This is a genomic window from Oceanobacillus sp. NCCP-135 (assembly GCF_059698015.1).
Genome location: NZ_BAAKSZ010000004.1, coordinates 194,671 through 209,312 on the forward strand (window position 1 = coordinate 194,671; position 14,642 = coordinate 209,312).

At 37.2% G+C, this 14,642-nt stretch carries 15 protein-coding genes; 8 read left to right on the plus strand and 7 right to left on the minus strand.

The features are described from left to right. The gene (gene hisZ / locus AC6HVZ_RS04855) at positions 1-1,245 is read right to left on the minus strand and encodes an ATP phosphoribosyltransferase regulatory subunit (RefSeq protein WP_497557014.1); all 1,245 of its coding nucleotides are present in this window, start codon (positions 1,243-1,245) and stop codon (positions 1-3) included. Between the two features lie 124 nt (positions 1,246-1,369). Between hisZ and AC6HVZ_RS04860 the strand changes: the two genes are divergently transcribed. The 4 genes from AC6HVZ_RS04860 to murB all read left to right on the plus strand — a co-directional run bounded on the left by AC6HVZ_RS04860 (position 1,370) and on the right by murB (position 4,847). Next, positions 1,370-2,170, plus strand: coding sequence for a histidinol-phosphatase HisJ family protein (locus tag AC6HVZ_RS04860; protein ID WP_497557015.1), 801 nt, complete (start codon positions 1,370-1,372; stop codon positions 2,168-2,170). 95 nt (positions 2,171-2,265) lie between these two features. After that, positions 2,266-2,646, plus strand: a complete 381-nt coding sequence (locus AC6HVZ_RS04865; RefSeq protein WP_497557016.1) for a YbaN family protein — start codon at positions 2,266-2,268, stop codon at positions 2,644-2,646. Between the two features lie 62 nt (positions 2,647-2,708). Further along, positions 2,709-3,521, plus strand: coding sequence for an alpha/beta fold hydrolase (locus AC6HVZ_RS04870; protein ID WP_497557017.1), 813 nt, complete (start codon positions 2,709-2,711; stop codon positions 3,519-3,521). A 420-nt stretch (positions 3,522-3,941) separates the two neighbouring features. Further along, positions 3,942-4,847, plus strand: a complete 906-nt coding sequence (murB, locus tag AC6HVZ_RS04875; RefSeq protein WP_497557018.1) for a UDP-N-acetylmuramate dehydrogenase — start codon at positions 3,942-3,944, stop codon at positions 4,845-4,847. An 8-nt stretch (positions 4,848-4,855) separates the two neighbouring features. Here the strand turns inward: murB and AC6HVZ_RS04880 are convergent, their stop codons facing one another. From AC6HVZ_RS04880 to ehuB, 5 genes are all read right to left on the minus strand, one after another. Further along, positions 4,856-5,704, minus strand: coding sequence for a hypothetical protein (locus tag AC6HVZ_RS04880; RefSeq protein ID WP_497557019.1), 849 nt, complete (start codon positions 5,702-5,704; stop codon positions 4,856-4,858). A gap of 211 nt (positions 5,705-5,915) precedes the next feature. Further along, positions 5,916-6,686, minus strand: coding sequence for an ectoine/hydroxyectoine ABC transporter ATP-binding protein EhuA (ehuA, locus tag AC6HVZ_RS04885; protein WP_497557020.1), 771 nt, complete (start codon positions 6,684-6,686; stop codon positions 5,916-5,918). After that, positions 6,686-7,405, minus strand: coding sequence for an ectoine/hydroxyectoine ABC transporter permease subunit EhuD (gene ehuD, locus AC6HVZ_RS04890; protein WP_497557021.1), 720 nt, complete (start codon positions 7,403-7,405; stop codon positions 6,686-6,688). Before ehuD ends, ehuA begins: the two co-directional genes overlap by 1 nt. Continuing rightward, a complete protein-coding gene (gene ehuC, locus AC6HVZ_RS04895) occupies positions 7,402-8,064 on the minus strand; it encodes an ectoine/hydroxyectoine ABC transporter permease subunit EhuC (RefSeq protein ID WP_497557032.1) in 663 nt (220 codons plus the stop codon). Before ehuC ends, ehuD begins: the two co-directional genes overlap by 4 nt. Before the next feature lie 541 nt (positions 8,065-8,605). Beyond that, positions 8,606-9,520 (minus strand): ectoine/hydroxyectoine ABC transporter substrate-binding protein EhuB, encoded by a 915-nt coding sequence (gene ehuB / locus AC6HVZ_RS04900; protein ID WP_497557022.1) that lies wholly within the window; start codon positions 9,518-9,520, stop codon positions 8,606-8,608. A 418-nt stretch (positions 9,521-9,938) separates the two neighbouring features. Between ehuB and ytzI the strand changes: the two genes are divergently transcribed. Together ytzI and AC6HVZ_RS04910 are read left to right on the plus strand one after the other, a co-directional pair. After that, complete coding sequence (ytzI, locus tag AC6HVZ_RS04905; RefSeq protein ID WP_497557023.1) at positions 9,939-10,100, plus strand: YtzI protein; 162 nt, start codon at positions 9,939-9,941, stop codon at positions 10,098-10,100. Beyond that, a complete protein-coding gene (locus AC6HVZ_RS04910) occupies positions 10,081-11,082 on the plus strand; it encodes a Gfo/Idh/MocA family protein (protein WP_497557024.1) in 1,002 nt (333 codons plus the stop codon). The genes ytzI and AC6HVZ_RS04910 overlap by 20 nt, the downstream gene beginning before the upstream one ends. Before the next feature lie 117 nt (positions 11,083-11,199). On the opposite strand, the gene AC6HVZ_RS04915 is transcribed toward AC6HVZ_RS04910, so the two are convergent. Next, positions 11,200-11,766, minus strand: a complete 567-nt coding sequence (locus AC6HVZ_RS04915) for a M15 family metallopeptidase (RefSeq protein ID WP_497557025.1) — start codon at positions 11,764-11,766, stop codon at positions 11,200-11,202. A 453-nt stretch (positions 11,767-12,219) separates the two neighbouring features. Between AC6HVZ_RS04915 and gnd the strand changes: the two genes are divergently transcribed. After that, on the plus strand, positions 12,220-13,629 hold the full coding sequence (gene gnd, locus AC6HVZ_RS04920) for an NADP-dependent phosphogluconate dehydrogenase (RefSeq protein ID WP_497557026.1): 1,410 nt from the start codon (positions 12,220-12,222) through the stop codon (positions 13,627-13,629). Positions 13,630-14,032: 403 nt separating this feature from the next. Then, positions 14,033-14,440 (plus strand): methylglyoxal synthase, encoded by a 408-nt coding sequence (gene mgsA, locus AC6HVZ_RS04925; protein WP_497557027.1) that lies wholly within the window; start codon positions 14,033-14,035, stop codon positions 14,438-14,440. Positions 14,441-14,642: the final 202 nt, after the last annotated feature.

Consider the following 14,642-nt stretch of genomic DNA (forward strand, 5'->3'; position numbering starts at 1 on the left):
TTACATTTCCCCTTTCTCATCTTGAAGCAGTCCATAAAGGTCAGCATAACTTGAGAATTCCGACTTTTTATGCTGAAGCAAAAGTTGATTCTGACTTTCCTCAAAGCTGATAATATATGTAGAGGAAGCTGTGTTATCTGTGTCTGACAATGATGTTAAAACCTGATACCCTGCCTCACGAAGTCTGAATGCAGTTGATAATGCATCCCTCTGTTTTGCTTTTTCATAATAAATAATCATATCTACTGACGGATTCTCATCAGCTAATAACCCTTGCTGATTGAGTGCATGCAATAATAAGTCGACTTCTAAGGCAAATCCAATTGCAGGCATTTTAGTTCCATATTGTTCTCCGAGATTATCATATCTTCCACCCATTAAAACCGGCTTTCCGACATTGTCTACAAATCCTTGAAAAATAATCCCGGAATAATAATTCATATTGTTAATCAATCCGAAATTGAATACAATGGAATCCTCCACACCATAGTCTTGTATCACTTCATATACTTCGATAAGATTTTGCAAGATTAGCTCCATTTTATCGTTTAAAATGATGTCTTTTGCCTGTTGGCTAACCTGATTAGGATCCCCATACAAAAGTGGTATCATCTGGATGGCTTTTTTTACATCGTCTTCAATTGACAAATTTGTGAGAAATGGTTCGATTTCAACAATATTTTTTGATTGTATTAATAGTTGCAGCTGATCTATTTCAACTGGAGATAAGGATGTTTGTGATAGAAGCTCTTTGAAAAATCCCGCATGTCCCATTTCTATTTTAAAATTTGCAAAGCCAAGATCTTTTAATGTATGAATTGCTAGCATGATCACTTCGGAATCTACCTCGGGTTTATTTTCTCCAAAACATTCAATACCGGCTTGTGTACTTTCTTTTTTATCAATCTGTTCCCCTGATTGGCGAAATACATCCAATACGTAGAAAAGTCTGAGATTAGCAGATAAATGCTGTTTATGTAATGCTGTCATTCTCGTAATAGGAATGGTGACGTCAGGACGCAGCACCAATACCTTTCCCCCGGAATCTATTACCTTTATCATCTCATCCTTATTTACAGTCCCAGTAATGGAAGAATATAAATCATAATATTCAAAGGTTGATGTTCTGATTTGTCTATAGCCGTATGTTGTAAAGCGATTTTTTAATGTTGTTATCAGATCTTCTCTAATCTGAAAATTTTCAACACTACTCCCATTGTTGGTATCAATCACATAGGGTTGCATGAAATATAACTCCTTTCGCCTTTTATTTTAACTTTATCGCTTTATCACTTTAACTAAGTAAAGTTATATAGTATTCTAATAATGATAGACAAAAAAGTCAAGTGTAAAAAAAGGAGAGTTTATAATGTTTGATTACCATATTCATAGTGATTTTTCGGCAGATTGTGAAACGCCAATGGAAAAAACCATTGAGCAAGCTATTAAACTGGGGTTAGAAGAAATATGTTTCACTGAGCATATTGATTATGATTATCCCGATAAATCAATCGTCTTTGAATTTAATTTAAAGGAATACGATAAGAAAATGAAATATATGCAAGCAAAATATAGGGAAGATATCCACATAAAAAAAGGAGTCGAGATAGGACTGCAACCACATCTTTTAAATAAATATGAACATCTGTTTAACAATGAAGTCTTTGATTTTGTCATTTGTTCCATGCATACAACAGACAAGCAGGATCTACATTCAGGGGACTTTTTTAAAGATAAATCATTAGATGAAGCCTATCAGACATATTACGAAGAATTACTGTATTGTGTGAAAAAATATAAGAATTTCAATGTATTAGGTCATTTGGATTTAGTTAAAAGATACACAAAACAACAGAGTAAGCAAGATTTTCATGATATTATTAAAGAGATTTTCCATGAAATTATTCCGAGCGGGAAGGGAATTGAACTAAATACCTCTGGTGTACGTTATGGAATGGAAAGCGCAATGCCGAGTACCGATATTTTAAAATTGTACAAAGAATGCGGAGGAGAAATCATTACACTTGGATCCGATTCCCATGTTGAAACAACATTGGCCTATCAGTTTAAGGATTCACTTGACATCCTTCAATCATTAGGATTTAAATATATAGCTACATTTAAAGATCGGCAGCCGGAATTTTATGAAATTCAGCATCTGACCAATTAAAAATTCATTAAATATCCTTATTGATGTGAGGAAAAACCGGTTTATAAGTGCTATAATAGTATAGGAAAATAAAATTATTACAGCTGGTGTTAAACATGGGTTATATAAAAAAGATTTTATTAATTATAGCTGGATCCTTATCTTTAGGACTGGGAGTCTTGGGAATATTTTTGCCGTTATTGCCAACTACTCCGCTGCTTTTATTAGCAGCCGCCTGTTATGTTAGAAGCTCTGAAAAATTATATCATTGGTTAATTACAAATAAATATTTTGGATCCTATATTGAAAATTACCGAATAGGCAGAGGAATACCATTAAAAGCCAAAATTGTAAGTGTAATTGTGCTATGGATTTCTATGCTTTATACGGTATTTTTTGTCATTCCTTTAATACTGGTTAAAATTCTCTTGCTTTTAACTGCTTCTTATTTTACATGGTTTATTTTAAATCAAAAAACATTAAAGAAAAACGCATAAAGAGCGTGTAGATCGGTCTGTTATTGGATCTTTTGAACATTCACATAAACGAGGGAAGAATTTTGAAAAAAAGACATATTGTTAGCATTACAACATTTAGCATGATTCTTATTGGCATCTTAGCAGTTTTCTATATGCCAAATAAAGCTAAATCTGAACTTTACACTGGTCAGCCTACTGTTTTTGTTCATGGCTATAAAGGAACGTCCAATTCCTTTGGGCACATGCTGAACAGATTCGAAAATGAATATAATTGGGGAAATAAAGCATTGGTGTATCATGTATCTTCAGCTGGTAAAGTTCGCCCATATAACCTGAATAAAGGAAAGCTTAAACCAGCTTTTGTTCAAGTCATCTTTGAAAACAACCGTGCAAGTTTTGAGGACAGTGCCAAATGGCTATCCTCTGTCTTAAAACATATGCAAGAGAATTATTTTATTGATTCCGTTAATCTTGTCGGACATTCTATGGGTGGACTTGTTTCATTTAAGTATATAAAGGATTATAATAGTGAAGAATTTCCCAGGGTTAATAAGCTCATTACAATCGGAAGCCCATTTGATGGCATTTACAGTACAGAGTATTTTTATATTCATCGTGATGCAGGAGCAATGGATTTAAAGCCGGATTCAGCTGCACTCCAACTTTTACGTGAACATCCATTTCCAGAAAATGTTAACGTACTAAGCATTGGCAGTACAGGAGATATGGTGGCTGTGCCAGAAAGCGTTGAGGCTTTACGAAAGATGATACCAGGGAGCCAATTACAGGAAATTATGATTGAAGATCAGAAGCTGGGTCATAGTGTCTTACATGAAAATGAGCAGGTTGATAAAATGATTCACTCATTTCTGTGGCAAGAAGAGGAAGATTGACTTACAATGTAACAGAATATATTATTTGGCAGATGGAAAAGATAAATTCTTTGTATATGAAGTGCAAAAGGAATACTTCGTAAGCACTAATACCGCAGACAGACGAAAAATATTTTGGATCTTTCACAACGTACGGGGAAAATAATAGGTTTGTTTCTTTAAATATACATTATACCGGTTCCGAATAAAACAACTGATCCAACCTTCCACGCAAAATGTAATTGAACCAATAATTTTTGCATCTGCATAAATGAATAAAAGAATAAGTGCATCAGTAATACGATGCGTATGTATTACCATAGACGAAAAATAATTTTCATTGAATGGTGGTATTCATCTATAAGCAAGGCTAATGCCTCATTTTTCTTCAGTTAAATAAAATTTTTAAAAGGAATGATACCGATGATAAATTATCATCCTATGTATGAAAAATTAATGGAGATTACATCTGAGCGTAATGTGATGGTGAATGAACCATTAAAAAATCATACCTACACCCGCCTTGGCGGAAAAGCGGATTTTTTTGTAACACCTGAAACATATCAGCAAGTCCAGGCAATTGTCAGGCTTGCAAATAAAGAGAAAATTGCTTTTACATTACTAGGAAATGGTTCTAACTTAATCGTAAAAGATGGTGGTATTCGTGGAATCGTAATGAATTTACAAAAACTAACAAAGATCACTATAAATGAAACTACAATGATTGCTCAAAGTGGTGCGAGAATTATTGATGCTTCAAGGAAAGCCCTAAGTGCAAAATTGTCTGGAATGGAATTTTCCTGTGGCATACCTGGTTCTGTAGGTGGAGCGCTATTCATGAATGCGGGAGCATATGGGGGAGAAATTAAAGACGTTTTATCAAGTGCAAAAGTAGTTAACCGATCAGGGGAGCTTCTTAGCTTAACCGCAGAGGAATTGGATTTGGACTATCGTACCAGTAATATACCCGATCGAGGATATATCGTTTTGGAAGCTACTTTTTCATTAAAAGCAGGTAAATATGAAGACATAAAAGCAATAATGGATGACCTGACATATAAACGGGAATCAAAACAACCACTTGAATACCCTTCCTGTGGGAGTGTATTTAAACGACCACCTGGATATTTTGCTGGAAAGCTAATTCAAGATAGCGAATTGCAAGGAAAGCAGATCGGTGGTGCTCAAGTATCACTCAAGCATGCAGGTTTTATTGTGAATAAAAATGATGCATCTGCAAAAGAATACATTGATCTAATCCATTTTGTTCAAGCTACAGTAAACGATAAATTTGGTGTAAAACTTGAACGTGAAGTAAAGATTATTGGCGAAGATTTGGAAATATAAATTAGTAATTAGTAAGCTGTAATCATTAGATTGGTGATTGCAGTTTTTTTGTTTGCAGTGAATGAGATCAGAGATCCGAGCAAATGACAAAAATCAAAAAATATCACAGCCAAAGCGGAATAAAAGGCAATGACTTGCTTAATGAAATTTCTCTCTGGACGATAAATCCGCTCTCCTGGCGATAAATCCGGTTCTCTGGTCGATAAATTGGCTCTCCTGGCGATAAACCCGGTTCTCTGGCCGATAAATCCGCTCTCCTGGCGATAAACAGGCTCTCCGGCCGATAAATCCGCTCTCCTGGCGATAAATCGGTTCTCCGGTAGATAAATCGGTTCTCCGGCCGATAAACTGGCTCTCCTGGCGATAAACAGGATCTCCTGGCGATAAACCCGGTTCTCTGGTCGATAAATTGGATCTCCTGGCGATAAACAGGATCTCCTGGCGATAAATTGGATCTCCTGGCGATAAATCGGCTCTCCGGCCGATAAACCCGGATCTCCTGGCGATAAACCCGGATTTCCGGTCGATAAACCCGCTCTCCGGTCGATAAATTGGCTATCCTGGCGATAAATTGGCTCTCCGGTCGATAAATTGGCTCTCCGGTCGATAAATTGGATCTCCTGGCGATAAATTGGCTCTCCGGTCGATAAACAGGATCTCCGGCCGATAAATTGGGTCTCCTGGCGATAAATCCGGTTCTCTGGTCGATAAATTGGCTCTCCTGGCGATAAATCGGTTCTCCGGTAGATAAATCGGTTCTCCGGCCGATAAACTGGCTCTCCTGGCGATAAACAGGATCTCCTGGCGATAAACCCGGATTTCCGGTCGATAAACCCGCTCTCCTGATCAAATTGCACCCCGATAGACTAAATAAACAGCGAATGTAGATGAATGTAATGTTAAAATCAACTTATATCATAGCCAAAATCATTGATAAGTAAAGTAGCTCGACCACAATATAACGATCACGTATAGTAGTGGAAATACACTGGGCAAAATCACTGTATCAGCACCTAATTTTAAAATACAAAAAAAGAGAACCCTTTTACCCAGGGTTCACTTTAACAGTTAGCTTCTAAAACGTTTCAAGAAGCTTTGCAGTCGTTCGTTTTTCGAGTGTTCAATAACCTGACTTGCTGTACCTTGTTCAGCAATTACTCCCTCATCCAGGAATAATACTTTATCAGCAACATCAAGCGCAAAGTCCATTTCATGTGTAACTAAGATCATCGCCATTTCACCATCTTTAGCGATATCCCGGATAACTTCTAGTACTTCTCCAACCAATTCCGGATCCAAAGCAGAAGTTACCTCATCAAACAACATAACCTTGGGGCGCATAACTAGTGCGCGTGCCATTGCCACACGCTGTTTTTGTCCACCTGAGAGCTGGCTTGGATAATTGTCTAGTTTATCGCCAAGTCCTACTTTTTCCAGCATTTCGGCTGAGCGTTTTTTTGCTGTCGCCTTATTTTCCCTTTTTACATGAATTGGTGCTGTCATGCAGTTTTCTAAAATTGTCATATGTGGAAATAGATTAAAGTGCTGAAATACCATTCCAATGTCCCCGCGAATATCCCGGAGATGCTTATCATTTGCTTCTATTAATTTTCCTTTTTTTTCCATTTTCCATAGATTTTTATTGTCAACGATGATATCACCCGACGTTGGTTCTTCTAATGTCATCAACATGCGAATGATCGTTGTCTTTCCGGAACCACTGGGACCAATCACCGCAACTTTTTCAGCAGGATTGATTTCTAAATCGATTCCTTTTAAAACTTTTACATCGCCAAATGATTTATGCACATCCTGAAATTTAACTATTGGTTCTGACATCATGTCACAGCTCCTTTGCTACTACTGCTATTTACTACTGCTTTTTTATCGAAACGTGTATTCATCTTTGTTTCCAGCTTTTTAATAAGTATAGCAGATGGATAACTTAAGATTAAGAATAAAACAGCTACAATCGTTAATGGCTCTAGATAAGCCCAGTATTGCGCCCCATAGCTATTCGCCATATGCAGAATTCCTACAACCCCGATTGTTGATGCTAGTGGAACCTCTTTAAACATTATAATCAGGTAATTCCCAAGCATCGGGATTGTTGGCGGAATCGCCTGTGGCAGAATAACTTTCATCCATTTTTGTCTGGTCGAAAAGTTCAAAGCGGTGGAAGCTTCCCACTGTCCTTTATCAACACTTTCTATTCCGGAGCGATATACTTCCCCGATGTATGTGCTGAAATGGATTCCAAGCCCGAGAATCGCACTTGTAAATGGATCTAATGCTACTCCTATTACTGGAACCATTGGCCATGCGTAGAAAATAAAAAATAATTGCACAAGTGGTGGTGTCGAACGAATAAATTCCATCACCCATGTAATAATCCAATTGATTGGTTTATTTGGAATGCGTCTCAGTAGGGTCCAAACAAAGCCAAAGATGAGTGCAAATACATAACAGGCAATGGTTAAGCCTATGGTTATCCAAATGCCTTCGAGTACAACAGGAAAGGCATCAAAGAACGTGTCCCAACTCCAATTTCCATTCATTCGCTAGCCACTCCTTTCTTCGAATAACTTTCCATTTTGCGAGTCAACCAGATTAATGGAAGTGCAAGAATGAAGTAGAAAACGAGAACTAATAAGTATACCGTTGGTGCTTGTGATAGATTCGAGCTTCTAATAATATCTCCATAGTATAAAATATCTGTCATACCAATTAATGATACGAGTGATGTTGCTTTAAGCATTTGTATGAGGTAATTTCCAAACTCAGGTAACATCATTCGAACCGCCTGTGGGAAAATCACAAGTCTCATCCGTTGAAAACTGGACATATTCAGTGCTGTTGCAGCTTCCGTTTGTCCTTTTGCTACAGAAAGAATCGAGCCGCGAACGATTTCCGACATGTAGGCACCATAGTTTAAGGAGATTGCCAGAACACCTGCCCAGAAGTCACTTCCTAGATCAAAGCCAAATAGGATTGGAAGTGCATAATACAGCCAAAATAACTGTACAATTAATGAGGTTCCGCGGAATACCTCGACATATAAGCCAGTGAATTTGCGAAGGAATACATTATTTGAAAGACGGCAAAAGCCTGCGATAAACGCCATTAAGTAACCACATATAATAGAGGCCAACAGTACAGTAACCGTAATTTTTATACCCTGCATAAGCACAGGAAATATATCACTGATTGCGCTAATTGTAATCACACTCCTTGTAATCAATATCATTTTAAAGATTGCTTTCTAAAAGTTTGAGCCTGTAGTAACTCGGTTTTTTTATAAAAGCTATAAACTGCGAAGTAAGATTCCGTATCTAAACTACACTACAAAGACGTTAGAATTTGAAAACGGGAGCACCCGGTCGAATAAAACACGGCCTCTACGCCCTTCGAAATCAAACCAAGTACACCCGGTCGAATAAAGCGCCTCTACGCTCGACTGAAGTTAAACGAAGCACCCGGTCGAATAGAACACGCCTCTACGCCCGAACGAAGTTAAACCAAGCACACCTTCTCGAATAGAGCTCATCTCTACACCCAATCGAAGTCAAACCAAACGCACTCACCCGCTGTATTAGAATGCCTCTCTACTCCCAAACGTCACAGTTTATATTCACGGCAAGGATTAAAAAGCAATGAAGCTTACGTAAAAGCCAGTTTAAAAAGGGCCGACTCCCTGGGTGAGGGAGCCGGACCCTATGGAGTAATCAAACGTTTTAATTATCCAGAATTACAACCATTTAAAATTCGCCGTTACAAACTCTTTCTGTTGTAACTTCAGCTTCCACCATGTTCATTTCTTCACTGAACCCATTTTTCTCCAATAATTCGGCCACTGTTCCATCTTCTTTTAGTTCAGCCAATTTTTCATTGTATGCCTCACGCAGATCATCACTATCCAAATGGAAGGCTGCGGCACCATAGCTTGGCACACCTTCTACATCTGGTTGTTCAAAGCTCTCAACAAATTCTAATTCATCAGTATCTGCAGACTCAAGTGCCATTTTAATTGTCATTTCCGTTCCGGTCGTTGCGTCAGCTCTGCCGGATTCTACTGCTGAGAAAGTTGCTGGAATATCTGGTGCACTTTGAATTTGATCTGGGTCTACGCCTTCTGTTTTAAGGAATTCATTTTCTGTTGCTCCAGCCATAACAGAAACGGTAACATCCGGATTGTCAGCAATATCTGTGTAGCTTTCCAGTCCAAGTGGATTTCCTTTTTGAACGATAAGTCCTTCCCCGTATTTCATTTCCGGTTCACCGAATGCTGCGTTCTCGCAGCGGTCTGGATTGATGGCCATCCCTGCAGTAATAACGTCAAATTTCCCTGCTTTTAACCCAGGTATAAGTTGGCCAAAATCAGAAAGCTGTGATTCCATGTTATCAATACCAAGTTCGGCAAAAACAGCTTTTGCGATATCAACCGCCGCTCCTTTTAGCTCACCATCTTCCTGGTATGCATACGGTTTTTCATTGGCAAAGCCAACGGTTACTGTCCCTGCTTCTTGTAATTCTGCTAATAGCCCTTCAGCGGTATCCCCGCTTTCTCCACTATCTCCGCCTTCCCCGTTCGCAGAATCATCATCCGAACTGCCACATGCTGCTAAGGCAACAAGGGTAAATAATAACGCTGTTGCTAGTAATAATTTTTTCATCTCTAAATGACCTCCCTTTATAATCTTAAAATAGTTTTTAGACGATCTATGACCAATTTACTGGGTATAAATCACCTGTATAAAAAGAAAAAAATTTGAAAGATTGTACGGGGGAAACTTTCAAACAGTTATACTGATAATGTTATAGATTTATTAATATACACTCAAATGCAATATATTTGGATAATTTGGAATTAACCGCTACATTTTCCGTTTTAGAGAGTAAGACTTGCATTTACGAAAATATACTCCTTAATCATGCGTTTTACTTTTATATCCATAAAATTCGCTAAAAAATCAAGAAATTCGTATATTTATTTATAATAGACAAAATGAGCGATAAAAAGTATCATTGGTGTTACTAGTCATATATTAGGATGGAAAATGCTTATTATTTAAATTAAATGAGGGAAATATAATGTCGGTAATCGTTATTGTTGGGATAATTTCTGCCGTTGTTGTAGCTGGAGTTTTGATACTGTCAATGGTTACTATTTCAAAAGGTTATGCTTACAAACATTCCGTTGATCCATTGCCGGACGAGGGGAGAACTAATGAAAATGAAGAAAGAAAAGAGTGATGGAATGAAGTTTTCAACAATTGGAACAAGTTGGATCACTGAAGCATTTATTAAAGCAGCAAATTATTCAAAAGCTGCTGAGCTGCAATCTGTTTATTCAAGATCAGAGAAATCGGCTAAGGATTTTGCAGAGAAAACTGGGGCGAAAAATGCTACTGCAAATTTGACAGCATTATTGACGGAAGAAATTGATTTTATATATATTGCCTCGCCAAATGGATTGCATTATGAGCACATACTTAAGTGCATTGAAAATAAAAAACACATTTTTTGTGAAAAGCCAATGGTATTTACAGAACAACAGTGGAAAAAAGTTAAAGAGCAAGCAGAGAAACAGGGGGTATTTGTGTTTGAAGGGTATCGACATTTATTCTCACCGAATTATGAAATCCTTAAAAAGCAATTACCTTATGCAGGGGAAATACGTAGTGTAATGCTGCAATATGTTCAATATTCATCGCGTTATGATGCATTTAAAAACGGGGAGATGCCCAATGTATTCACAAAGGAATTTGCTGGTGGTGCATTAATGGATTTGGGGGTATATCCGCTGAGTATGGCGATTGATCTATTTGGTGAACCAAAGGATGTAGATTATTTTCCTGTACTTTTATCCAACGGGATTGATGGTAGTGGAACATTAGTATTGACATATGAAGGTTTTATTATAACTATACTATGTTCTAAAATAGCTCAAGGATCGATTCCATCTGAAATACATGGGGAAGACGGTACACTCACTATCGATCATATTGCCCCAATCGAAAGCTTATCATATTATAATCGTAAGTCTAAGGAAAGTGAAGAGTTGGCAAAAGAGCCATTTGAATTAGATATGATCTATGAATTAAAGGCTTTTATTAAAATGATCGAACAAAAGGATTCTGCCTCCCACGATTTATGGATGGAAAGAAGCAGGCAAGTAGCAAAATGGTCAGAACGAGCAAGAAGAAAACAAGGTATATTATTTCCGGGTGAATAATAAAGGATCGCATTGACAAGTGCGATCCTTTATTATCTTTTGATTGCAGTTTTGCTTCAATTTGTTCCTGCTGATTCTCAGGGGAATGTGGCAATGCCGATGACTTCCCAACATGCTTTATTCTTTGTTTTTTTCAAGGTCAGGACGCAATCCCTTTTGCAATTGATGGATACTTAAATCAAAGGTCATTTGTAAATGTGGATAATCCGGGAAATCTTGAAAGTCCCCACCCCATTCAAATCCCAGTTCTTTTGCTATAGCTGCCACTTCAAACCAATCAGCTTTTCCATTTTTATTTCCATCATAATGAATATCCCAAATGATTACCCCATCAGAATTTATTAAGGCGTAATCAATGGCTAACCCATAATTATGATAGGATTCTCCTGCTTCAGCATAGGTGACAATATTGCCTTTTTTAATTCTTCCTTGCTCATATAAATCATTTTGTCTGGAAAAAGATCTGAACCCCTCTGTAATAATTACATCAATATCTAGGTCCGCAGCTTTGTCCAATAAGCTATTTACATTTTCCTCGACAATAGGATGCAAATCGTTGGGAATTGGAGCATCTTCCCCGAAGTCGGTATATTGATTGTTCATTCGGTTATATAAAACAAATATAATGATTAAAAAGATAGTAATGACAATCCATGTTAGGATAATTCTTTTAAAGTCTTTCATGTTGTGGGTGCTCCTTTTGTAAAAGTTACCTTATCGTTATAATAACAGAAAGATGTTTACTAACCTGAGAATAAGTTAACATAAGTGTCTGAATGGTTCTGTTTGGAACTCTGTAGTGGTTTAATGATATAATTGGTGAAGTCCAAAAAAATGAATAGTACAGATAAATATTGCGAAGGGACTTGGCAATAAAGAAAGTTTATGCATATTGTTTATGAGTATAAGCGCATATGTAATTCTTTTGGGGGAAATTTAGGTCGCAGACGATTAATATTTTTCTTCTAAATTAAGGAATCGCTCAGGAGGCTTGTACCCCATAGTATAAAGGTTTCTAGGTAAGAGAAATAGACTTTCATGATACCTTTAATGATTGCCATGTTTTCTAATACAAAGATGAAAGATGGATAAATATTACAGTACTTAAAAAATGAAGAAAAGGAAGGGAACTTGGATATGTCAAAACAACAAATTGGTGTGATAGGATTAGCGGTAATGGGTAAAAATCTAGCTTTAAATATAGAAAGTAAAGGATATTCTGTTTCTGTTTATAACCGAACCACAGATAAAACGGAAGCTTTTTTGGAAAATGAGGCAAAAGAAAAAAACTTTGTTGGTGCTACTTCCATTGAGGAGTTTGTTGGTTCATTGGAAAGGCCACGCAAAATTTTGCTGATGGTTCAAGCTGGTGCGGCAACAGATGCAACCATTGAATCATTACAGCCTTATCTTGAAAAGGGAGATATCCTAATTGATGGTGGAAATACATTATATGAGGATACAATCCGACGAAACAAAGTATTGGACGAAACTGGAGTTCACTTTATTGGAACAGGAGTCTCCGGTGGGGAAGAGGGTGCTTTAAATGGACCAGCTATCATGCCGGGTGGTCAAAAAGAAGCATACGAACTTGTTGCGCCAATTTTAGAAGCAATTTCAGCAAAAGTTGATGGGGATCCATGTGTAACGTATATCGGTCCTAATGGTGCCGGGCACTTTGTGAAAATGGTGCATAACGGTATTGAATATGGCGATATGCAATTAATTGGAGAATCATATTATATTCTTAAACATGTGCTTGGCATGAATACCCAGGAGCTGCATGAAGTATTTCATGAATGGAACAATGGGGAATTGGACAGTTACCTTATTGAAATTACGGCAGATATATTCACGAAACAAGATGATGAAACCGGAGAACCCCTTATCGATGTAATTATGGACAAAGCAGGTCAAAAAGGTACAGGAAAATGGACAAGTAAAAATGCACTGGATTTAGGTGTACCACTTCCACTTATAACAGAATCAGTATTCGCACGTTTTATCTCTTCATTAAAAGATGAAAGAGTGGCAGCCAGCAAGATATTGAGTGGTCCCAAAGCTAAAAATTTTGATGGGAATAGGAAAGAACTGATAGAAGCTGTACGTAAAGCTTTATATATGAGTAAAATCTGCTCTTATGCACAAGGATTTGCTCAAATGCGTGCTGCGTCCGTAGAATATGGATGGAATCTTCAATTTGGTGATATTGCAATGATCTGGAGAGGCGGATGTATTATCCGTGCACATTTCTTACAAAAAATAAAAGAGGCATATGATCGCCAGCCAGAATTAGCTAATCTACTATTGGATCCGTATTTCAAAGAAATTGTAGTGGAATATCAATCGGCTTTGCGTGAAGTTGTTTCTGTTGCAGTTAAAAATGGCATTGCAGTACCAACCTTCTCAAGCGCAATAGCTTACTATGACAGTTATCGCTCAGAGAATTTACCAGCAAATCTGATACAGGCCCAGCGCGATTACTTTGGTGCTCATACTTACGAGCGTAAAGATAAAGAAGGTGTGTTTCATACGAATTGGTTCTAGAATAGATTAGATTAAAAGCAACAGTCGCATAGAACACTTCACTACGCCTGAGTGAATAATTATGAAGTGCGAAATGACCAATAAAAGACCCCCTGGACAAGCAAAGCTTCGGAAGCATTACGTATTTGGAAAAAGTGTTTTCCTTTTTTCGAGAAAGCGATTTTTGTTTATGATCAGGGTGAAATTGCACCTGCTAAAAATTAAAGTTCAGCAGCTGAAAGCAAACTGGAAAATACGTTATGACTGACAAGGATTAAAAGTATTATAAATAATAAAGTGAATCTTAAAGTAAAAAGCAATCCCATTTTAATAACAGGATTGCTTTTTAACATCATATAGAAATGAAGTACATTTGTAGTGGGGCACAGAGTAAGTAAATCGCAAAAGTTAGGAGAAGGAATAAATGAAAATTGCCTTAATAGCTCATGATAAAAAGAAAGATGATTTAATTCGTTTCTCTCAAGCATATAAACACATTTTAATACAACATGAACTATTTGCTACAGGAACAACAGGTTTAAGAATTATTGAAAACACCGGGCTTACGATTCATCGTTTTCAGTCTGGCCCGCTTGGTGGGGATCAGCAAATTGGGGCAATGGTTGCGGATAATAAAATGGATATGATTCTATTTTTCCGTGATCCGTTAACTGCCCAGCCACATGAACCAGATATTTCCGCATTAATGCGGTTATGTGATGTATATTCCATCCCATTGGCAACTAATATGGGAACAGCAGAGCTACTTATTCATTCTTTGAAACGTGGGGACTTAAAATGGCGCGAAATTATACATAGCCATGATAAATGATCTTAGTACTTCTTGGGATGTTAGCGGGGATTGAGCAAGTAAAATCTTTTGAGGGAATAAAGGAAACTATTCCATAAAAATAATGGTAAGGGCTAATCTGGTGAATTATTGAAATACACAAGACATAAGCATATATAAACTTGACAGTCCAAAGTTCTCCCCCATATAATTCAAAAAAAAGCCTACAAAAGCCGGTTTTTGC